General features: G+C 68.8%; 18 protein-coding genes. 6 read left to right on the plus strand and 12 right to left on the minus strand.

The features are described from left to right. Positions 1 to 754: 754 nt before the first annotated feature. Entirely contained in the window at positions 755 to 1,021 is a 267-nt protein-coding gene (locus tag ACTWQJ_RS21145; RefSeq protein WP_443308177.1) for a hypothetical protein, read from the minus strand. Positions 1,022 to 1,389: 368 nt separating this feature from the next. On the opposite strand from ACTWQJ_RS21145, the gene ACTWQJ_RS21150 reads away from it, so the two are divergent. Next, on the plus strand, positions 1,390 to 2,091 hold the full coding sequence (locus ACTWQJ_RS21150) for an HD domain-containing protein (protein ID WP_443308178.1): 702 nt from the start codon (positions 1,390 to 1,392) through the stop codon (positions 2,089 to 2,091). A 520-nt stretch (positions 2,092 to 2,611) separates the two neighbouring features. Here ACTWQJ_RS21150 and ACTWQJ_RS21155 read toward each other — a convergent pair. Continuing rightward, positions 2,612 to 3,256, minus strand: coding sequence for a TetR/AcrR family transcriptional regulator (locus tag ACTWQJ_RS21155; protein ID WP_443308179.1), 645 nt, complete (start codon positions 3,254 to 3,256; stop codon positions 2,612 to 2,614). Between the two features lie 137 nt (positions 3,257 to 3,393). Between ACTWQJ_RS21155 and ACTWQJ_RS21160 the strand changes: the two genes are divergently transcribed. Continuing rightward, positions 3,394 to 3,891, plus strand: coding sequence for a cupin domain-containing protein (locus ACTWQJ_RS21160; RefSeq protein ID WP_443308180.1), 498 nt, complete (start codon positions 3,394 to 3,396; stop codon positions 3,889 to 3,891). A gap of 182 nt (positions 3,892 to 4,073) precedes the next feature. Here the strand turns inward: ACTWQJ_RS21160 and ACTWQJ_RS21165 are convergent, their stop codons facing one another. The 4 genes from ACTWQJ_RS21165 to wrbA all read right to left on the minus strand — a co-directional run bounded on the left by ACTWQJ_RS21165 (position 4,074) and on the right by wrbA (position 7,526). Beyond that, complete coding sequence (locus tag ACTWQJ_RS21165; protein ID WP_443308181.1) at positions 4,074 to 4,523, minus strand: ATP-binding protein; 450 nt, start codon at positions 4,521 to 4,523, stop codon at positions 4,074 to 4,076. A 205-nt stretch (positions 4,524 to 4,728) separates the two neighbouring features. Next, positions 4,729 to 6,090, minus strand: a complete 1,362-nt coding sequence (locus tag ACTWQJ_RS21170; RefSeq protein ID WP_443308182.1) for an MFS transporter — start codon at positions 6,088 to 6,090, stop codon at positions 4,729 to 4,731. Positions 6,091 to 6,359: 269 nt separating this feature from the next. Continuing rightward, positions 6,360 to 6,776, minus strand: a complete 417-nt coding sequence (locus tag ACTWQJ_RS21175) for an SsgA family sporulation/cell division regulator (protein ID WP_443308183.1) — start codon at positions 6,774 to 6,776, stop codon at positions 6,360 to 6,362. 132 nt (positions 6,777 to 6,908) lie between these two features. Further along, positions 6,909 to 7,526 carry an NAD(P)H:quinone oxidoreductase gene (wrbA, locus tag ACTWQJ_RS21180; protein WP_443308184.1) on the minus strand — a complete coding sequence of 206 codons (618 nt, stop codon included), beginning with the start codon at positions 7,524 to 7,526 and terminating at the stop codon, positions 6,909 to 6,911. A 323-nt stretch (positions 7,527 to 7,849) separates the two neighbouring features. On the opposite strand from wrbA, the gene ACTWQJ_RS21185 reads away from it, so the two are divergent. Continuing rightward, positions 7,850 to 8,749 (plus strand): YceI family protein, encoded by a 900-nt coding sequence (locus ACTWQJ_RS21185; protein ID WP_443308185.1) that lies wholly within the window; start codon positions 7,850 to 7,852, stop codon positions 8,747 to 8,749. Between the two features lie 290 nt (positions 8,750 to 9,039). Here the strand turns inward: ACTWQJ_RS21185 and ACTWQJ_RS21190 are convergent, their stop codons facing one another. From ACTWQJ_RS21190 to ACTWQJ_RS21205, 4 genes are all read right to left on the minus strand, one after another. Then, positions 9,040 to 10,332 (minus strand): acetyl-CoA C-acyltransferase, encoded by a 1,293-nt coding sequence (locus ACTWQJ_RS21190; RefSeq protein ID WP_443308186.1) that lies wholly within the window; start codon positions 10,330 to 10,332, stop codon positions 9,040 to 9,042. A 51-nt stretch (positions 10,333 to 10,383) separates the two neighbouring features. Continuing rightward, a complete protein-coding gene (locus ACTWQJ_RS21195; RefSeq protein ID WP_443308187.1) occupies positions 10,384 to 11,208 on the minus strand; it encodes a CoA transferase subunit A in 825 nt (274 codons plus the stop codon). Positions 11,209 to 11,690: 482 nt separating this feature from the next. Then, complete coding sequence (locus ACTWQJ_RS21200; RefSeq protein ID WP_443308188.1) at positions 11,691 to 12,158, minus strand: nuclear transport factor 2 family protein; 468 nt, start codon at positions 12,156 to 12,158, stop codon at positions 11,691 to 11,693. A 76-nt stretch (positions 12,159 to 12,234) separates the two neighbouring features. Next, entirely contained in the window at positions 12,235 to 13,896 is a 1,662-nt protein-coding gene (locus ACTWQJ_RS21205; RefSeq protein WP_443308189.1) for an FAD-dependent oxidoreductase, read from the minus strand. A 266-nt stretch (positions 13,897 to 14,162) separates the two neighbouring features. Between ACTWQJ_RS21205 and ACTWQJ_RS21210 the strand changes: the two genes are divergently transcribed. The 3 genes from ACTWQJ_RS21210 to ACTWQJ_RS21220 all read left to right on the plus strand — a co-directional run bounded on the left by ACTWQJ_RS21210 (position 14,163) and on the right by ACTWQJ_RS21220 (position 19,100). After that, on the plus strand, positions 14,163 to 15,980 hold the full coding sequence (locus ACTWQJ_RS21210) for a sigma-54-dependent Fis family transcriptional regulator (protein WP_443308190.1): 1,818 nt from the start codon (positions 14,163 to 14,165) through the stop codon (positions 15,978 to 15,980). A 163-nt stretch (positions 15,981 to 16,143) separates the two neighbouring features. Next, positions 16,144 to 17,025 (plus strand): helix-turn-helix domain-containing protein, encoded by an 882-nt coding sequence (locus ACTWQJ_RS21215; RefSeq protein ID WP_443308191.1) that lies wholly within the window; start codon positions 16,144 to 16,146, stop codon positions 17,023 to 17,025. A 131-nt stretch (positions 17,026 to 17,156) separates the two neighbouring features. Then, positions 17,157 to 19,100 (plus strand): maleylacetate reductase and hydroxyquinol 1,2-dioxygenase domain-containing protein, encoded by a 1,944-nt coding sequence (locus ACTWQJ_RS21220; protein WP_443308192.1) that lies wholly within the window; start codon positions 17,157 to 17,159, stop codon positions 19,098 to 19,100. Between the two features lie 167 nt (positions 19,101 to 19,267). On the opposite strand, the gene ACTWQJ_RS21225 is transcribed toward ACTWQJ_RS21220, so the two are convergent. After that, positions 19,268 to 20,128: an AAA family ATPase gene (locus ACTWQJ_RS21225; protein ID WP_443308193.1), complete on the minus strand. Its 861-nt coding sequence runs from the start codon at positions 20,126 to 20,128 to the stop codon at positions 19,268 to 19,270. Positions 20,129 to 20,274: 146 nt separating this feature from the next. Then, a partial coding sequence (locus ACTWQJ_RS21230) for a VWA domain-containing protein (RefSeq protein ID WP_443308194.1) occupies positions 20,275 to 21,435 on the minus strand: 1,161 nt, incomplete at its 5' end.

Here is a 21,435-nt window from a genome sequence, read left to right on the forward strand (position 1 = left end):
CAAGGACCTGGGCAAGCTCCGCTACGTCGTCCAGCAGACCTTCTCGCTCCTGCACCACTTCAAGCGCCTGGCCGTCCGCTGGGAAAGACGCCTCGACCTCCACGACGCCCTCGTCTCCCTCGCCTGCAGCCTCATCTGCTGGAGACGCCTCACGAAGACCCGCCCGTGATCGGGTTACGAGCTCATAGGCGAGAATCAGACGGTCAAGGCGATACCCACGCTGCGCCAGATCTTCCCCGAAGACACCAGCTGCGCAGACACGCAAGCAGATGGCCGACGAGGTCGCCTCGTAGTCGGATTGGGTGTGCGCGGTCCAAGCGTTGAGCGCCCCCAAAGAGAAAAGGACGGGGGCGGTCAGCCGAAACAGATCCGAGTGTGCGCGTCGACAGGAGAGACTCCTCATCCTGTCACCCGGTGGGCCGTTCGCCGGCCGCGTGCTTCCGGGGTGTTGTACGTTGACATAGCCCGGAAGAGGCTTCCAGTCTTTTGAGATGTTTTCTCGCCTGCCGCGGGCGAATGCCGGATGCCGCTGGCCCCTCTGAGCTGACCCCCGATACTCCGGCAAGACACGGTGGTGCAGGAACCCCCGCCTGCCGCGCTCGCGCAGCTGGCTGCCCCTGTTGCCGTGCAACAACCTTGGTCGAGGGCCTGACGAGGTCGATCGCCCTCCCCAATGCAGGCGACCGGCCGTCCGACGGGCGCCGACAGCGGACGAAGGCCACTACGGTGCGGCAAGCCGGGATTCGGCCACCCACTACAGGATTCCCGTCCAGTGCCGTGGGCGCGGTCCGCAGCGACCGCGGAGGCAGTCGACGCGGTGCTGAGCTTGTTCGCGCCACTCCGGGTTGCTGGCCGCATGCTGGGCGGCGTAGGTCACCATGCGCAGCTCGCGAGCACCCGCGAGGATGTCGTAGCCGTCCCAGGCGGTGAGGTCGTAACCGTACAGGTCACAGAAGGCGCGGCGGCCGTCGAGGACTCCCGCGGCGGCCAGCGCGAAGACGTCGGTGCAGATCGACACCATGCGGGCACCTCGCGCGTGGGCGGCGGACAGGCCGTCGAGTACCGGTGCCGGCAGGGGCGGGCGTGGGGTGAGGAGCCGGGGCCGATGACGATGTCGGCCCGGGTGAGGTCGGCGAGAGTCCCGCGGACGGCGAGGTTGAAGCCGCCGGTCGTGCTGACCTGGGGGGTGAGGCCGCACACGACGGTCTGGTACGGCGTGGTGTCGCGGGTCGCGAAGACCTGTACGGGAATCCCGAGGTCGAGCGGCACGACGCCGTCCAGGCGAGGACGGCCACGGTGTGTGGAACGTTGCTGAGCATGGCGGAATCCTGGCGAACACTGTCATTCCAGCCAGTGGTGCGTTCGGTGCCGGGCGGCCAGGCTGAGGTCATGTCCGACTTCACCTTCCCCGCTGCTGACGCACACACCCCTGCCGGCTCGTCGACCGGCGACGACGATCGCTCCCTGGTCCTGCCGGACACCGAACTCGTGCGCTCGCTGTTGTCGACCGTCACCGAGGCCGAGAGCCGGGCGGTGGCGAACCACAGCGTCCGCAGCTATCTGTTCGCCCGCCTGCTGGCGGACCATCTCGGGGCCGCTCCGGGGCGTGACTACGACGAGCAGCTGTTGTTCGCCGCGTGTGTGCTGCACGACATCGGCCTGAGCCCGGCCGCGGACGGGCCGCAGCGCTTCGAGGTCGACGGCGCCGACTTCGCGGCTCGGCTGCTCACCGACCACGGCGTGCCCGCGGCCGGCGTCGACGCGGTCTGGGAAGCCATCGCCCTGCACACCTCGGGCGGCATCGCCGAACGCCGCGGGCTGCTGTGCCGGCTCACTCGCGACGGAGTCGGCATGGACTTCGGCCGCGACACCGACTTCGTCACCGACGCACAGGCGCAGGCCATTCACGCGGCGTACCCACGGCTGGGGATGGAACGCGAGCTCGTCGAGACCATCGTCGAGCAGGCACGGCGCACACCGAGCAAGGCGCCTCGCTACTCGTTCGCCGATGTGCTGCTGCTCGAGCGCGGCGCGGCTGCCCATACGACGCGCATCGAGCAGGGCGCGGCCCACTCCCGCTGGTCCGCCTGAGCAGCCGCACCCTCTCACCGGCCCTTCGGCGCCGCCGTCGTCCGCTGGTCCAGCTGTGTGCGCAGGGCTTCGGGGTCGAGGCAGACGATGCCGCTGCCGGGGTCCATTGGTACGAGGATCCCGTCTGGGGTTCGTCCAGCCGGCCGAGGTCGTGGATGCTGTCAGCACCCCGTCCACCTCGACGACGGCAAGGGACCTCGCACCGCGTCCGTCACGGAGCCTCCTCCAGGGAGTGCGCCTCGACGGCGGCCAGCAGCGACTCGGGGCCACAGCAGTACACGACCGCGACGACCGTCTCGGAGTGGTCGCCCGCAGGGCCTGGCTGAGGTCGAGCAGACCATACTCGTCCTCGGGTCTGACGAGGGCATGCTCGCCGTAGTGCGCGATCCGGTGGAGGAAGGCCATCGCAACACGGCGTCGGGATATCGGGATATGCAGAAGCCGCCGTCGAGCGCCTCGGCCGTGCACAGCCGAGACCGGCCCGAGAACGGGAGGAGGGCGCCGGGCCTCCCTGGCCCGGTCAGCCGGCTCGGTCACCGAGCAGGGCGGTCGACACCTGTTCTCCCAGCCACTTCTCCGTGTGGTTCCAGGACCATCCGCGGTCGGCCACGCACAGGCGCCAGGAGTGATGGCCGAGGAAGAACCACAGGATGTCGGTCGCCCGGTCCCGACCCAGGCCCGGCCGCAGGGCGTTCAGATCCTGCAGCCGCCCGGCGACCACTGCGAGGGCGTCGCGATAGGTGCTGTCTGCGCGAGTGAGTGTTTCCTTCGCGGTCTCGTCCAGGGCGGCGGCTGTCGTCAGCACGTGGAGGAGGTCGAAATGCCGCTCGTTGTCGACCCGCACCCCGTGCACCGTGACAGTGATCGCATCCCGTGGATCGGCAGACGTACGTACTGCCGCGAGCGTGTGCTCGACGATCGGGTCGGCAACACCCTCGTCGATGAGCAGGGCCAGGATCGCGGCCTTGCCTCCGGTGCTTGCGTACACCGTGGGTACGGCCGCCTCGGCCTCCCGCGCGATGTCAGCGACGGTGACCCTTCCATAGCCGTGCTCGACAAACAGGCGATTGGCGGCGTCAAGGATCGCCCTCCGCGTCTCCGCCGCCGCCTTGGCACGTCGGCCGGCCCGGTAAGGGCGCCGTTCATCGCGCGGTTGGGTACTCATGTTCCCTTCTTCAAGCAACACACACTACTTTCAATATAGGATCCCCATATCGAGTAGGAAGACCCTCTCGTCGCGACCATCATCTCCGCGCACCGGCGAGGGCGCCTGTCACCACCCCTCCATCAGGAGCCATGCACGTGAGTCATTTCCTTTCCTCAACCGGCACTTCTGACCGCCAGTACGTACTGGGGCAGGAGCTGCGCGTCAACATCCTCACATCCGCGGCGGAGACCGACGGACGCCATGACATCACCGACTCGGTGCTGGCGACGGGCTCGGCGACCCCGCTCCACATGCACACGAAGTACGAGGAGCGTCTCTGGGTCGCCTCAGGTTCGCTGGAGGTGTGGGCCGGGACGGACGCCGTGACCTTGCGTTCCGGCGACTTCTTCGCCATTCCCATGCACGTGCCGCACATGATCAAGTCCGGTCCCGACGGCGCTCGGGCTCTCAACATCAGCTCGCCGGCCGGATTCGCCGAGCTCATCGCCCGGGCGGGCACTCCTCTTCACCTGGCCACGCCCGAGACCGAACTGGACGCGGAGCTGTTCATGGCGGTGGCCCAGGAACTCGGCGACGTCGTCCTCGGCCCGCCCGGGACGACGCCTGCCGACCTGGAGCGACGCGACGGCTAGCTCGGGCAGGGCATGGGGCGGCGGCGTCCGGTCACATCGTGCGGACCACGAGGGTGTGCGTGGTTTCGGCTGCGATGGCGGCCGGCGTCGCCGACCGCCGGGTCACCTCCACGTCACTGGCCAACTCAACGGGGCTCCGTTGACGTTCCCGATACTTCACCGGGCCTCGGCGCGGGCAAATATCAAGCAGGCCCCATCTCCGCGGCGCCGGCGGAGTGCGGCTTGACGCACAGCCATGCGCTGATGAGGCATCCGTCGCCGCCGGGATGGATCTCGACATGGTCCGCCAGATACTCCACGATCCCCGTGCCGCGCCCGTGCTCGTCGGGATCGATGGCAGGGGCCTCGAAGCGGGTGCGCGGTCCGGAGTCGGCCACGCTGATGCGGAGCATGTCGTCCTCGAGGGCCAGCAGCAGTGTCATGCGCGAGCGGCCGTGCTGGACAGCGTTCGTGGCCATCTCGTCGACGATCAGAACCGCGGCTTCCTGTTCCTCACCGCCGATACGCCACCGCTGGAGCAGCTCGGCGGTGAAGACGCGAACCGCTCCCACCAGCATCGCCTGAGACGGCAACGTCAGTACCGCGGACTGCTGCACCCCGCACACGCGATCCGCCTCACTCAACGCGCTCACCGAAGGACACTGAGTGTTGATCACGGACATCGCCGTCGCCTTTCATCCCGGTGCAGACGCTCTCAAAGCCGCCTTTTAGTTGAATGCTTAACTACACCTTTCCTATTCCTCTCCTGTCCCAGAGCGGCGCTGACCGCCCGCCACCCACGAAGGCCGGTTCGACTCAGTCGAACCGGCCGTTGTGAGCGCGTCGCCGCGAAGGCCGTCACCCCGTCGTGACTCCGGCGGCGCCAGTGCGGGCTGACTCCCCGTCATTGCGCATCTTGGTCCGGACAGGCGCCGTTTCGCGCAGGAACAGCGACATCGTCAGGCTGATCGCAAGGCCGACGATCGCGACGACGACGATGGACTGGATGCCGAAGTGCTGCGCCACGAACCCGCCGATGACCGGCGTGAGCCCGCCGCCCGTGATCTCACCGATGCCGATCGGCAAGCCCGCCGCGGAGGCGACCAGGGCTGCGGGCACGGCCTCGGTGACCACGGGGCCGGTCAGCAGGCACAGGGCACCGAACTCACAGACGGCCGCGACGAACAGCACCACGAAGAGGGCCGCCAGGTTCGCGCCGAGAGTACGGAAGACGAGGAGCGCGGCAATGCCGATGACGAAGGCCGCGAAGAGGACGGGTTTCCGGCCCAGCCGGTCGGACAGCGCCGGCAGGGCTATATATCCGACGAACCCGCCGACTCCGAAGGCCGACAGGACGAAGCCCATGTCGGTGGCGGGCAGGCCGAGATGGTCGGTGAGGTAGCTCGGCATGAGGCTGATCATGACGAAGACACAGGAGAAGTTGCCGAACAGCATGGCCGTGGCCAGGACGACATTGCGTTCGGCGAAGATCGCGCGTCTGGACGGGCGATCGCCCGCCTGCGCCTCCGCGGTCCCGCCGTCTGCGCGCACCTTGCCGGCCGCAGCCGTGTGCTCGGGCTCCCGCAGAATTCGGTAGAGCAGGAAGGCGACAATGAACCCGGGCAGCGCCACCAGGCCGAAGACCCATCGCCAGCTCGACAGCACGACGAGCAGTTGGGTGGCGATGATCGGGCCGACGCCGAGTCCGAGCAGCGCGAACAGGCTCTGCTGGAGACCCATGTTGAATCCGCGGCGCGACGGTGTCGAGGACTCCGAGGTGTGCGCGATGCTCGTAGGTGTGTAGGCGCCTTCGAACAGCCCCATGGCGGCACGGAGCACAAGCAGCATTCCCATGCCGGACACGGCCCCGGTGAAGCCGCAGACGAGGGAGAATCCGACCACGGCCGGGATGAGGACTTTACGCCGCCCGATGCGGTCGGAGAGGTTGCCGGCGATGATCGACGCAAGGCCCCAGAAGATGGCGAGGACGCCGCTGATGATGCCGAGGTCCTGGTAGGTCAGGCCCAGGTCCTCGACCATCGCGGGAAACAGGGGGGCGATGATGTTGCGGTCCAGTCCGACCAGACCGAAGCCGACAGCGAGAAGCGCGACGATCCGCACCTCGTAGCGCCGCGCGGACCTGGTGGCCTCATGCGCCGGTGCTTCAGGGCCGGCCTCCGGCACCTTGGAATCCCCGGGACGACTGGATGGGTTCTTCATGAACGTCTCCCTTGGTGAACTTCCGTGAACGGTGGGTGCCGCGCCGGCCGAGGGGAGCCGGCAGAATCCAACGCGGAGATCAGCGACCGTCGTTCGCGATGTCAGTACCGGGGCAGATCGAGTTCCCACGAGCAGCTCGCCGCGTGGGGCGCCCCGGTGCAGGGAGTATCAGCACGTGAGCGGGACAGCTCCTGCACGATCGTGCTGTCGAGGCTGCACGAAACGCGCAGGTTGAGCTGGGTACGTCCGGACGTCGATGGACGCGACGGTCAGGCCGTCTCTCCCAGCAGTTCGCACAGCTCGTCGTCCAGGTCGAGCAACTGCCATTCCTGGCCGTCCGGGACCATGTCGTAAGTCCGCTCCAGCCATCGATCCACGACGGCCAGGGGAGCGTGCAGCAGTGCCTGTCCACTGGGGGAGGACAGAGCCAGGCACAGGACGCGTCGCCGCCCCTCATGGGTCGGCCAGATCCTCACGTCGCCGTGCCCGGACGGCCGGACGGTGCCCATGGCCAGCAGCTCGCGGGCGAAGACCCAGGTGACCTGGGTGTCCGCGCCGGCGTCGAAGTCGATGTGGACGGCACAAGGGTCATGCGGGCTGTACCACAGACGAGTCGCCACACCGACACTGCTGTCCGGTGCGACCACCAGGCGCATCTCGCACTCCTGCTCGACGAATATCTCCATGGTCTTGCTTCTCTCTGTCGGCTACGACCGCCCGCGGACCCTTGTCCGACGATCGCCTCCGCATACACGAGAAGGCGCGCCCGCGGATGTTCCGCGGACGCGCCAATGCCCTGGGATGCCTTGCGGCTGGAGTCAGGAGGCGAGGCCGGCCTTGAGGGCGGCGGCGACCTGGACAACGCGCTCGGCCTGGTGGCGGGCGGCGTTGCGGGTCTGGTCACCGATGGGGTTGTTGCCCTGGGCGTCGACATGGGACGTGCCGTAGGGGTTGCCGTCGACGAACTTGACCGGGTCGGTGTAGCCGGGGCTGACGATCAGGCCGCCGAAGTGATGGATGGAGTTGTACAGGGCGAGCAGAGTGGACTCCTGACCGCCGTGAGTGGTGGCAGTGGTCACGAAGCCGCTGTACACCTTGTTGGCCAGCTTGCCCTGGGCCCACAGGCCGCCGAGCGTGTCGATGAACTGCTTCAGCTGCGAGGAGATGTTGCCGAAGCGGGTCGGCGTGCCGAAGATCACGGCGTCCGCCCACTCGATGTCACTCGGAGTCGCCTCGGGGATGCCGGCGCTCGCGGCCGTGTGAGCGGCCCAGGCCTCATTGGAGGCGATGGCGGCCTCCGGAGCGAGCTCGGCCGCCTTCAGCAGGCGGACCTCGGCGCCGGCCTTCTCGGCGGCGTCGTTGATCTCCTTGGCGATCTCGGCGCTGAAGCCGGTGGAGGAGTAGTAGACAATGGCGAGCTTGACAGGTGCGGCCACGATTGCGGTCTCCGTTGCGTTGGTGTCGTTGTTGCGATTACGGCTGAAAATGCCCATGAGGTTTGCGCCCTGCTGGGTTACGTCTTGCGGATGTGGACGATGATTTAACGCTCAACTTCATCGTTCGCCACATAGTACAACATTCAACGATGTCCGCCGGCCGGGCCGCCGCCTCCTCGCCCACCGAACCCAATGTCTCGGGTCGGCATCGGAGTCGCGGAGGAAGTGCAGAGATCCGGCGACTTCACCAACCAACCGTCCATCCACGTTGGTTGAACGTGAAACGATGTGCCAACACGCTCCGCTTCAAAGAGGACGACGTCATGACTTTCCCGTTCGGTCGAAAGCGCAAGAAGGCCTCTGCGGCCCTGCTTCCAACGCTCCCGCGTGGCGCAGGGGTTGTTAGTTGTGAGGTCGTGGACCCGATGGGCATGCCGCTGCACGGCGCAACGGTCACAGTGACCGACGGCATCACCCGCTCCATGACGGTGACCTCCACCACCGATCCGTTCGGACGGTTTGTCACCATGCTGCCGTCCGGCGAATACGTGGTCCTGGTGACGGCCGACACCCTGGAGCCGGTCCGCGTGACCTTCGCGGTGGCCGCCGGGTCCAGCCACGACCTGGGTCAGATCCGCCTGAATCCCTCCCCGGTCAAGCAGCTTCCAGTGCCCGGGAGTTGGGTGTTCGACCCTCCGCACACCGCCATCCGCTTTGTCGCGCAGCACGTGGGCATGGCGAACGTGCACGGCCGCTTCACTCGTTTCGACGGCGACATCAAGATCGGTGAGAACATGGGGGACTCGTACGTCGAGGTCTCCATCGATGCGGCCAGTATCACCACCGGCAACAGAACCAGGGACAACCACCTGCGCTCGCCGGACTTTCTCGACGTGGCCAAGTACCCGGACATCCACTTCGCCAGCGAGAGCTTCGTACACCGACATGGCGCCAAGTGGACGGTGCAGGGCGTGCTGACCATGCATGGCGTCAGCAGGTCGGTGCAGCTGGACACGACCTACCTGGGCATGGTCAACGGAGGCTATGAGCAGGAGTTGCGCTGCGCCGCTCTGGCCACAGCCGAACTGCATCGAGACGATTTCACTCTCAACTGGCGCTCGATGCTGGCGCGTGGCATCGCCGTGGTGGGGCCGCGGATCAAGCTGGAACTGGATCTCCAGGCGATGTTCCAGGGCCCGGACACCCCGACGCCGCCGCAGTAGGGCCTTGGCGCTCGTCTGGTCGCCCTGAGCCACTCCGCCGACGGGCCCCGCATGGGTGTTGTCCCCGGACACCCGGGCGGGCGAGCGGTCACCTGTGGCCGCACCGGAGCCGGGTCGCGCGTGAGGCGCCCGAGATAGTACGGGTCCGCCGACGGACAGGGCCACGTCCGCTGCGCTCAGCACGAGTCAGCCGACGCCAGTGTGCACGACAATGGCCGGCCGGTTCGGCGCCGCTCCGGAGCCACGTGCTGTCCTCGGTTTCGTGAGCTCCGGAGCGGCGGTTCCCGGGATCAGCGCTCGAGGACGAGGGCGAGGCCCTGGCCGACGCCAATGCACAGGGTGGCGACTCCGGTGCCGGAGCCCGCCGCGGCGAGCTGGTGGGCGACGGTGCCGGCGAGGCGGGCTCCGGAGGCGCCCAGCGGGTGGCCGAGGGCGATGGCGCCGCCATGTGGGTTGAGGATCGCGGGGTCGAACTCGGGCCACTCGGCGAGGCAGCCGAGCACCTGGGCGGCGAACGCCTCGTTGAGTTCGAGTGTGGTCAGGTCACCGAAAGCCTTCCCCGCCTTCGCGAGGGCCCTGTTGACCGCCTCGACCGGGGCCAAGCCGAAATAGTGCGGCTCGATCGCTGATACGCCGCTCGCGCTCACCCGCGCCAGCGGCTCACGGCCGGTGGCCTTCAGGCCTTCCTCGTCGACCAGCAGCAGTGCCGCCGCACCGTCGTTCAGCGGGGAGGCGTTGCCCGCCGTCACCGTGCCGCCCTCCCGACGGAAGGACGGCTTCAGCTTGGCCATGGCCTCCAGGGAAGCGTTCTCCCGAACACCCTCGTCGCGGTCGAACATGACCGGCTCACCCTTGCGCTGCGGGATCGGCACGGGAACGATCTCGGCGTCGAACAGGCCCGCGGCCTGCGCCCTGGCGGCCTTCTGGTGCGAGGAGAGCGCGAACTCGTCCTGCCGCTCCCGGGTGATCTTGTGCTTCTCGGCGATGAGTTCGGTGGACTCACCCAGCGAGACGGTCCACTGCGGGTTCATCCTCGGGTTGACCATGCGCCAGCCCAGAGTCGTGGAGTACAGCTCCGCGTGTCCGGCCGGAAAGGCGTGCTCGCTCTTGGGCAGCACGTAGGGTGCGCGGGTCATCGACTCGACGCCGCCGGCCAGGGCAATGGAGGCGTCGCCGAGCGCGATGGCCCGCGCGGCTTGGACGACCGCCTCCAGCCCGGAGGCACAGAGGCGGTTGACGGTGACGCCCGGCACGGTCACCGGAAGGCCTGCCAGCAGTCCGGCCATACGAGCGACGTTGCGGTTCTCCTCTCCGGCACCGTTGGCGTTGCCGAGGAAGCCGACATCGATCCGGCCGCCCTGCAGCCAGTAGTTGAACATCTCCGGCACGGAGACCACCGCGTCCGCGGTCTCGGCCAGCTCACCGTCCCCGATGGACAAAGGCAGCCGGGTCGGCTTGGAGCCGATCGTCCCCGACTCGTAGATCAGCACCAAATCCGGGTTGACAGTGGCGCGAGCGAGGTTGGCTGCGGTGCTGGGAAGTCCGATGCCGACGAAGCAGCTCCTCGCCCCCGGCCAGCGCACGGGCGGCCTTCACCTCCATCAGCTCGTCCCCGCTGAATTCCACGCTCTCGGTCATCGGGAGACCGCCCTGGCGCCGAGCACGTTCTCCTCGAGCCATGCCGTGAAGGCCTCGCGGTCGCGGGAGATCGGGTCCCAGGACCGGTAGAAGTCGTTGTCGCGCACCGAGTAACCGGCCGCGTACGAGGGGTGTGCCCCGCCGGGCACGACAGCCACCGCGTCGATCAGCCAGGTGGGAAGGATCACGCCGCCCGGGCGGAGCTCGAGATCGTCCACGATCTCTTCCACGGTCACGAGGGACCGGTCGGCCGCCAGCACGGCCTCCTTCTGCACGCCGGTCAGGCCCCACAGCTGGACATTGCCCTTCGTGTCGGCCTGCTGGGCGTGGATGACGGTGACATCCGGATGGAGAGCGGCGACGGCGGCCAGTTCCTCACCGGTGAAGGGGCAGGCGACGGTGGAGACGGTGTCGGTGCGCCGTGGCAGGTCGTCACTGCCGCGGTAACCGCGCAGGACCGCGAACGGCAGCCTCGACGCCCCGGCGACATAGCGGTTGGCCATGCCGGCGTGGCTGTGCTCATCCAGCTCCAGCGGGCGCGGCCAGCCGTTCTCCACCGCGTCCCTGAACCGGTGGAGCGAGCTCACCCCTGGATTGCCGCCCCAGGAGAAGACCAGTTTCCGTACCAGACCGGCACCGATCAACTGGTCGTAGATCACATCCGGAGTCATCCGCACAAGAGTGAGGTCGGTGATCTGCTGCCGGATGATCTCGTGTGCCGCCGCATACGGAATCAGGTGCGTGAAGCCTTCCACAGCGACGGTGTCCCCGTCATGGATCAGCTCCGCCACCGCCTCCTGCAGCGTGAGTTGTTTGGCCATTGCTTGCCCATCGTTCACATAATGATCATTACTGCCGCTTGACTGCCCTGGATCACATCCAGGGCCTGGGCACCTGGGTCCGCGTGCGAAACACGACGCATGCCTGGCTGAAAGTGGGGGGATTCCCGCATGCGGCTCTCCGTACCGCGCCGACATGGTGGTGCCGGGCTTGTTCGCATCGTTGCCATGAAGTTTGGGCGGACTCGTCGCGGGGTTTCCTGCACGATTCTGCCGTTGTGGCTGCACGAAACGCGTGATGTGGCGGGGCGGTGCCCAGCGGGGCGGAGCAAGCAGGCGCCGCTCCTCGCTGGGAGTCCGGAGGAGCGGCGCCGCCGTGACGCGTTCGCGTGGACAGGGCAGGGCTGCGAACACGGCACGTTGTGGGCGTCACCTCGGGGCCGACCGGTGACGCCGTTGCCGGAGGCACAAATTTCGTTGAATAATAAACCACACTTCGGGCGGTGGAGGTGCGGCAGGGTGGTTCACGCCGGGTCGGTGAGCCAGGGGTAGCGGGCGGTGTCCTGGCCGGCGTAGTCGGGATCCAGGTAGATGAAACACCGCTGGATCTTCCAGTCACGGATCTCGAACACGTCGCACCAGCGTCCGGCGCCCCATTCGGGCACTCCGGCGCGCCATGGGCCGTCGCGGTGCTCACCGTGGCTGGCGCCCTCGCACACGACCACGTCGCTGCCCGAAAAGATCCAGTTGAAGTTGGCGTAGTGGTGCTCGATCTGCTTGATCGTGCTGCCGACCTCGGTGAAGAGCCGGCCGATCTGCTCCTTGCCGGTGGCCAGACCCCACTTGGGGAAGTACACCTGGGCGTCGTCGGCGAAAAGGTCCAGGATGCTGCCTCCGGTGGAGGTCACTCCGCCGTGGTCGAACGCCTTGAGGTACTCCAGCGCGACCGACTTGCGCTGTTCGTCGGTCATCGTCTGCTGGGTCAGAGCCATCGCGATGGTTCCTTCCGTGTCGTGGTCTCCGGTCCCGGCTGCGGATGACCGGGACGCGCTGCGATTCGTTGTCGCTTCAGTCGGTCGAGATGTCCTTGACCGGCTCGGCGTGCGCCGCGTGCGCGGCCCGGTAGGCGAAGGCGAGGATGGGACCGAGTGTGGCGCCGCCGGCCCAGTAGGCCTGGGCCGAGGCCGAGGCAACACAGTTGCCCACGCCGTACAGTCCGGGGATGGGCCGGTCGGTGTCATCGACGACCTGGCCGTCCGGAGTGGTCTTCGGACCACCCTTGGTGTCCAGGGTTCCGCCGGTGACCAGTGCGGCGTAGTACGGTCCGTTGTCGGCCAGCGGCCACATGGTCGGGTTCGCCCGCTTCGGCTCGTCCTTGACCGGACCGTTGAAGAGCACCTGGACGGCGCGTTCCCCTCGGTGGAAGTCCCGGTCCACACCCTCGCGGGCCATCTGGTTGAACCGTTCGATGGTCGCCTTCAAGTTGGGGGTGAAGTCGTCGGCGAGCCGCAGTCCTCCGGTGTTGCCGACGTACCGGGCGAGCCGCTCGTCGACCCGCCCGGCGAGCTCATCGAGGGTCTGCCCGGTGATGACGTGGGCGTTGTCGGCGCCCGGCGGAACAATGAGCCGCCCGTACTCGGTGCTCGCCGAATGCTCCTGGCTGCGCCGGTCCCACACCTGGACCAGAACGAGGTTGGGGTATTCGGCGGCCGATGGGTCCCATTGGAAGAACGTCTGCGCCAGTTCGTTGTAGGGGAGCTTCTCGTTGACCACGCGCCGGCCGTGCCTGTTGACGAACAGCATCGAGTCGCCGGCGACGGAGAACATCCCCACCAGACCTGGGTCGCGGGCGACCGCCTTCTCCAGCGGCACCGGGCACATCCAGGCGTAGTTCATGTTGCGCAGCTGGGCTCCGACCGCGGAGGCGATGGGCACGAAGTCGCCCTCGTTGGTGTCGGCCGCGCAGCCGCCGTAGACGGGGACGCTGACGAAGTTCCGGCGCAGTTCGGCGTTGTGGGTGAACCCGCCGGTGGCGAAGACGACTGCCTTGCGGGCGCGGACGCGGCAGGGCTCTCCGTCCGCGGTGTCCGCCTCCACCCCCACCACGGCACCACCGGAGCGGATGAGGCGCTGGACGCGGTGGCCGGTGCGGATGTCCACGCCGTCACGGCGAGCGGCGGCGCTGAGCATGCGGATGGCCACCTGGCCGCCGTCCGACATCGACTCGCCGGCCTCGCTGGGAACCAGCACCCGGCCCCTCGGCGCCGCGTTCTCGGGCAACTCGGCCCAGTAGTCCGGTACGTCCGCACAGTGGCGGTAGGTGAGCGCACCGCGCTGCGCGAGCAGTTCGGCTGCCGGGGACGCGCTCTCGTAGATGGCCCGGCACAGCTGGTACTCCCAGCGGCTCAGACCCAGCGTCGGATGGTCGGGGTCGTATTCACGCGGGCGGGAAAGCCGGGCCATGTAGCGCAGGCAATCCTCTTCCCGGTCCTCGATACCGAGGGTGCGCATCGGCGCGTTGTTGGGCACCCAGTACCAGAACGCCGCCTTGCGTGCGGTGCCACCCAGTTCGGCGGCCTTCTCCAGCAGGATGACGTCGTTGCCGAGCCAGCGGGAGAACAGGGCGGCCGGCAGACCGCCCCCGCCGCCGCCCACCACGACGATGTCCGCTTCAGCGGTGAAACCCGCTGCGGGGATCGGGGCGGCCGAACCCCGTGTTGCTTGTGCCATGAGGCCCTCCTTGGTCGTCGCGCGTGCCTCGCCTGCCGCCTCGGCGGCGTGCCGCAGGACGCGGCAAACGTTAGGAATCCAGGTGGCGGCGTGGGTGTCCCGTTCTGGGACAGGGTCTGTGCCACGACGCGCCATGCGCCCGGGCACGGGGCTGTACGTCCGTACGGACCGTGTATTACCGTCCGCGGCACGATCCGCCGGTGGCGGACCGCCCAGGTGACCGCTTCGATGCAGCGTCGCATCGTCCTTGAGGGGGCACCGTGCTCATGGCCGACGCCAAAGACTTCACTCGCCTGTCACATCGGGCCCGGGAGGACTTCCTCACCGGCCGTGACCCGGTGGGACGGGTGCGCGCCGAGGTGCTGGCCTCCTGGCGCCGTTCCGTGCTGATCGGCGCGCCGCCCAACGCCGCGGCACTGCCCTACACGGACGGCGTCGACCTCGACGGCGCGCTGTACTCGGCGGCACGACCGGTGCTGACCAGGCTGGCCAATCGGTTGCACGGCACACGCGCGGCGGTACTCCTCGCCGACCGTGACGGGCGGGTCCTTCAGCGCTACGTCGACGACGGGCGGGTGCGGGCCATGATGGACACCACCAACTCGGCGCCCGGCTTCTGTCTTCGGGAAGAGTTCTGCGGGACCAACGGCCTCGGCACCGTGCTGGAGGAGGGCCGTTCGTTCTCTGTCATCGGGGCCGAGCACTTCGCCGAGCAGTTCATGTGCTACGCCTGCTTCGGAGCGCCCGTCCGCCACCCCGTCACCGGTCGGATGCAGGGAGTGCTGACCTTCCTGTGCCCGGCCGAGGACGCCAGCCCGCTGATGCCGGCGTTCGTGGAGGAGACCTGTCAGGCCGTCCAGGAGCGCATCCTGGCGGCCGCCTCTTCGAGAGAGCGCCGGCTCCTGGACGCCTTCGCCTCGGCCAGCCGCAGGACCAGCCGAGCGCTGCTGGCCGTCAACGAGCACACGGTCATCTCCACGCCTGCGGCGGCTCGGCTGGTGGAAGGCATCAGCCACGGGACGCTGTGGGAGCTGGCGGCGCGGGCCATCGCCGAGCAGGGAGCGGCGGAGGAAACCTGGCTGACCGAGTCCGGCCGGGTGCTGGATCTGCGTGCCCGCCCCGTGGCCGACGGCGACCAGGTCGCCGGGGCACTCGTGGAACTGGCGTCGCCACGCTCGGAGCGGCGGAAACGGCCCGGTGATCCGGTGCCTGCCGCGGCGAGTGCCGAGGCTGAGCAGCGGCTGCTGCACCGCCTGGGCGGCACCAGCGCCCCTTGGCGGCACGCGATGGCCCGTGCCGCGCGTGTGCCGACGGATGACCAACCGGTACTGATCTCCGGAGAGGCGGGGACCGGGAAGAGTGAACTGGCGCGTGCGCTTCACGAGTTGACTCAGCCGGACGGGACGCTGCACATACTCAATGCCGCACTCGCCGCAGTGGACGGCCCCGACGCCTGGCTGCGGCGCGTCCAGGAGCTGCTGGAGCGCCCCGGGCCGGGCACCCTGGTCCTCACTCATCTTGAGGTCCTCCCCGCCGAGGTCGCTCTGCCGCTGGCGGCCCTGCTCGACGAACACGACCCGCCCGAGCCGCTCCGGCTCATCGGCACGACGACGTCGCCTTCAAGCGCCCAGCCGGTGCTCGGGCCACACGTCGAGAGGCTGGCAGTCCACCGCATCGAGCTGCCGCCGTTGCACGAACGACGCCCGGACATCCCCGACCTGGTCGGGCGGCTCGTGCGCCGGTACGGCGGCGAGTTGCTGCGCTGCCGCCCGGAGGTCGTGCAGGCACTGGCCAGGGCCCCCTGGCCCGGCAACATCCGGCAGCTCGAGCTCGTGATCCGCTCGGCCGCCGCGCAGCGGCGCACGGGCGACATCACACTGGCGGACTTGCCGTCCGACCTGCTGCACCCCTCCCGGCGGCCGCTGCCGTACCTGGCGGATGTGGAACTGCGCGCCATCGTCAGCGCGCTGCAGCGGGCCGACGGGAACAAGAAGCTCGCCGCCCGCGACCTGGGGATCTCCCGGTCGACGCTCTATCGCAAGCTGCGGTCCTACCACCTGGATCTCGAGAGGGTGGCCTACTGACCTGGGGCTTTCCCTCTGGCGCACGGCGCAGCGACAGCACCTCGACACCGAAAGTTCAACTTTAAACGTCCATGGTGTTCCGAATCAGGGCCAGCGAGCCTATGCTCGGTGGCCAGCGCCTGTTGGCCTGTTCGCTGACGTACTCGGCAGGGAGTCGAAGCCGATGCAAGAGTTGGGCGTCCAGGACACCCTTGGGATCCTCAGACAGCCGTGGGTGCGTCCGGCGCGTACGAGCGCCGGCCTCGGTTGGAAGGGGTTGTACCTGTCCACCCAGGCCGAGCGGCCGTACCGGAACGCGTTCGACGGGGCACGGAGCCACTTGCTGATCCTGCACCTGGACGGCCCGGTCACGGTACGCCGCGGACGGCGGGGACTGACCGACACCCGTCGGGTACCGCCGGGCGGGCTGTTCCTGCACCCGGCCGGTACGGCGCTGGATGTGGAGCTGGCCGACCAGCTGCGCACCGTGCACGTCTACCTGGCGGAAAAGACCCTGCAGCAGGCACTCGGCGAGTCGGACCGGACGGTACGGCTGGCCGAGGAGTTCGGCGTCACCGATCCGCTGCTCGAGCAGACGGTCCTGGCCCTGGACTCCGTGGTGCGCGACCCGCAGCCCTGCAGCCGCACATACGCCGACCAGCTCGCCCTCACCATCGCCGCCCAGCTGGCCTGGCGGCACAGCGACCGCCACCGCGCTCCGGCCGCCACGGCCCGGCCTGCGGGCCTCACCGACCGGCAGTTCACCGTGGTGCGAGAGCTGATGGATGCCCGGCTGTCGGATCCGCTTCCGCTGGAGGAACTGGCTGCCGCGGTGGGGCTGAGCGTGAGTCAGTTCGCCCGTGCGTTCAAGGCGCGCACCGGGCAGCCTCCACACCGTTACCTGATGCGGCTGCGGGTGGAGCAGGCCGCGCGGCTGCTGCGCACAAGCGTGCTGCCCATCGCCCAGATCGCGGCCTGCTGTGGTTTCTCGCACCAGGAGCACCTCACGCGGGTGCTGCGTGCCCAGCTGGGCAGCACCCCGGCCGAACTGCGCCAGCGCGGGTAGCACGGCCGCGCGTTTCGTGCAGCGGCAGGGCGGGATCGTGCAGGAGATCCGGCTACTGCGCGGTCCATACTTCCTCAGCAGCGATCCCGAACAAGCCGGGCATCGCCATGCCGCGCAGTACGGAGAGCCGCATGCGGGAATTCCTCTACTCCAGTCCCACCACACGGATCGTGTTCGGCACGGGGACCTTGAGAAACCTCCGCCAGGAGGTTGAGCACCTGGGCCGCACCCGGGCGTTGGTCCTGGCCACCCCTGGTCAGGCCGCCCTCGCCGAGGAGGCCCGCGAGATACTGGGTCCCCTGGCAGCCGGTACGTTCACCGGTGCCGCTATGCACACGCCGGTCGACGTCACCGAGAGCGCCCGCAGGGTCGTCGACAACGTGGGCGCGGACTGTCTCGTCGCGGTCGGCGGAGGTTCGACCACCGGTCTGGCCAAAGCCCTGGCTGTGCGCACGGGACTGCCGCAGATCATCGTCCCCACCACCTACGCCGGCTCCGAGGTCACCCCTGTCCTGGGTGAGACCGAGAACGGCGTCAAGACCACCCGCTCGTCTCCGGAGATTCTGCCGGAGACGGTCGTCTACGACGTCGACCTCACACTCGGGCTTCCGGCACCCCAGTCGGTGACCAGCGGCATCAACGCCATGGCGCACGCCGTGGAGGCGTTGTACGCGCCACAGGCCAACCCCGTCACCGACGAGCTGGCGCTCCGGGCGATCTCACTGCTGGGCGGCGCCCTGCCGCGGATCGTCGCCGATCCGGCCGACCGCGACGCCCGCGCCGACGCCCTGCAGGCCGCCTGGCTGGCGGGTGTCTGCCTGGGCACGGTCGGCATGGGACTGCACCACAAGCTGTGTCACACCCTCGGCGGCTCCTTCAACCTGCCGCACGCGCAGACTCACACGGTCGTACTGCCGCACGCCATGGCCTACAACGCTGCCGGCGCCACCGAGGCGATGCGCCGGATCGCGGGTGCGCTGGCCGGGCCCGGTGCCGGGGTGCTCCCGGACGCGCCCACCGCCGTGTACGACCTGATCGCCGGCCTGGGCGGCCCGCTGTCCCTGCGCGAGCTGGGCCTGGCCGAGGACGACCTTCCCCGCGCCGTGGAACTCGCCACCGCCGAGCCCTACCCCAACCCCCGCCCGGTGACCCCCGAGGGAATCACCGCCCTGCTGAACGATGCCTGGTCGGGCGACCGCCCGCAGCCCGCCGACCCGCTCGCCGAGCGGCTGCACACGCTGCTCGGCCAGGTCACCGCGAGCTTCGACCGTGCGTCGGCCCCCAAGGCCCGGCAGCTGCTCACCGACCTGGTACGTCGCTTGCACGGCTTCGCCGTGGACAATGACCTGACCCAGGACGAATGGCAGTACGCCATCGATTTCCTCACCCGCACCGGCCAGATGTGCAGTCCCACCCGGCAGGAGTTCGTCCTGCTCTCCGACACTCTCGGCGTCTCCAGTGCGGTCGATGCCCTCACCAACTCCCGTACGGCGGGAGCGACACCCTCCGCGGTCCTCGGCCCGTTCTACACCGAGGGCCCGCCGCCGCGCGAGCACGGCGTGGACATCGCCGACGGCCTGCCGGGAGCACCCCTGTTCGCGGATGTGCGAGTCACCGACATCGAGGGCACACCGCTGGCCGGTGCCGTTGTCGACGTCTGGCAGACCAACGACGACGGCTTCTACGACGTACAACTGCCCGACCTGGACGGCCCGGTGCTGCGCGCCCGCTTCCTCACCGACGACGACGGTCGGCTCACCTTCTGGTCGATCGTGCCGGTGGCGTACCCCATCCCCGACGACGGCCCCGTGGGGCAGATGCTCACGGGCACCGGCCGTCACCCCTACCGCGCCCCGCACATCCACTTCATGATCAGCAGTCCCGGCCACAAGAGGCTGATCACCCAGCTTTTCGTCGCGGGCGGTGACTACATCGACGGTGACACGGTCTTCGGCGTCAAGGACGCCCTGATCGTCGACTTCCCCGAACACAAGGAGCCCGCCCCTGACGGTCGCGTCGTCGACGGGCCCTGGCACCGGCTTGACTACACCTTCCGCCTCGCCTCCGCCCAGTAGGCTTCGCCGAAAGCCCGGTGGCGCCAAGGATTTCCTTGGCGCCACCGGGCTTTCGGCATGCCCTGACAGCGGTACAGGCGCAGGCGGGCGGCAGGCCGAGCTTCGGCCATCGATGGTTGTTCGGGTTCTGTCCGCAGTGGCCGCCGCGGACAGAACCCGAACAGCGCTCAGCCCAGGGACAACGCCTCGACGGCCCGCTCCTGATCGGCGACGTTCTTGAGGACGACGCCCAGAGTCCCCCTCACCGTCTCGCTGTCCAGCTCGTCACGATCGAGGGCGACCAGGGTCCGCGCCCAGTCGATGGTCTCCGCGATCGACGGCGCCTTGCGCAGCTCGAGACCGCGCAGTGCTGTCACGGTGCGCACGACTTGTTCTGCCAGCCGCTCGGCGGCCTGCGGCACACGCGCGAGCACGATCTCCCTCTCCCGTTGAGGCGTCGGGTAGTCCATATGCAGGTAAAGGCACCGACGCTTGAGCGCCTCGGAGAGCTCACGACTGGCGTTGGAGGTGAGCACGACGAACGGGCGCCGCACGGCGGTGACCGTCCCCAACTCCGGGATGCTCACCTGGAAGTCCGACAACACCTCAAGAAGCAGACCCTCCATCTCAAGGTCCGCCTTGTCCACCTCGTCGATGAGGAGCACGGTGGGCTCGGAGCGGCGTATGGCCGCCAGCAGCGGCCGGTCGAGCAGGAACTCCTCGCCGAACACGTCATCGTGGACCTGTTCCCAGGCGGAGTCGTCGCGCGACGCCTGGATGCGCAGCAACTGCTTCTTGTAGTTCCACTCGTACAGCGCGCGCGCCTCGTCCAGTCCTTCGTAGCACTGCAGTCGCACCAGTTCGGCGCCGGTGGCCACCGCCACCGCCTTGGCCAACTCGGTCTTCCCCACACCCGCCGGCCCCTCGACCAGCAGCGGCTTCTCCAGCCGGTCCGCGAGGAAGGCGGTGGTTGCGATGGACTCGCCGACGAGATAGCCCGTCGCCGCGAGCCGTTCGCGTACGTCATCAACGGTCGAGAACGCTGTCATGAATGATGTCCTGTTCGTGCGGTGTGCATTGGTTGGTTCACTGCGCTTCCCGATCCGGCGGCCATGGGTGCCGGGAGGTGCGGGAAGATGTGCGCGAAACGGCGCTTGCATGCGGAGTCGGTGACGGCAGGGCCTGACAGCGTGTATCAGGTGGCGATGTGGGTGACGGCGTCGCCGAGTTGGCGCAGCGTCGACACTTCGAAGACCCGGGTGGCGTGCGCAGCGTAGAGGGACAGGCTGGAATCCCCGGTGTCCCATTCGCGGCGCGGCTCGGGGTTGAACCAGTACAGCCGACGGCTGAGCCGGTACAGCTCTTTGGTCTCCGTGAGGGCGGGCACCCGATCATGGGTGCGGGCATCACCGATCACCAGCACGGTGGTCTTGCCGGTGACCGCGTCCGGCCAGCGCCGCAGATGCTCCGCGAACGCGCGGCCGTAGTCGCTGCGGCCGTCGCCGGCGACCAGACCGCGCCGCCCCAGCAGGTGATGGACGTCGACGACGCCCGGCGCGGCCTCAAGGAAGTCGGTGACCTCGACGATTCCGTCGATGAAGACCCACGACCGTACACGGCGGAACTCCTCGTGCAGTGCGTGCAGCAGCGACAGTGTGAAGGGGGCGAACTGCGCAACGGATCCGGACACGTCGCACAGCACCACGAGGTCGGGTTTGGACGGATGGCGCCGCCGCATCCGCGGCGTGTGCAGAACGCCGCCGGAACTCATGCTGTCGCGGATGGTGCGCCGCATGTCGAGACGCCCGCGGCCGCGGCGCCGCCGTCCCAGCCGCGTGGCGATGTGGCGGGCGAGCGGCCGTACGGCGCTGCGCAGCGCGGCCAGCTCGTGCGGCGCCGCATACATGACGGGCAGGTCCTGCAGCCCCTCGGCGCGCGGCCGGTGCACGGCGTCCTGACCTCCCGTGTCGTGCAGACGTTCGCGGACGAGCTGCTCCAGGATGCGCAGCACTTCTTCGAGTTGCGCGTGCGCCTGAGCGTTGTCGAGCTGCCGCTCCAGCTCCGTCCTGTCCGGGGAACCGCGCATGAGCTGCTGGAGCACGCGGCCGAGCTCCAACCGGCGCAGCACGCGCTGCAGATGGTGACGCTCGCTGCCCGCCGTCGCATCGTCGATGCCCGCCCACTGCTCCACGGCATCCTCGAGCGCGACGGCGACCGAGTCGTCATCGCCCTGACGCAGGGCTTCGGTCAGTTGGTCCCGCAGGCCCTCCACCTCCGGCCGCCGGCCGCCGTCGGTCCGCTCCGCGTCCGTCTCCCGCCGGCCGACGCGCGGCGCGGGGAAGAACAGGTCGAAGAG

Origin of the sequence: Streptomyces sp. KR55 (genome assembly GCF_052245645.1) — a bacterium.
In the GTDB taxonomy this organism is placed as follows: Bacteria; Actinomycetota; Actinomycetes; order Streptomycetales; family Streptomycetaceae; genus Streptomyces; species Streptomyces flavusporus.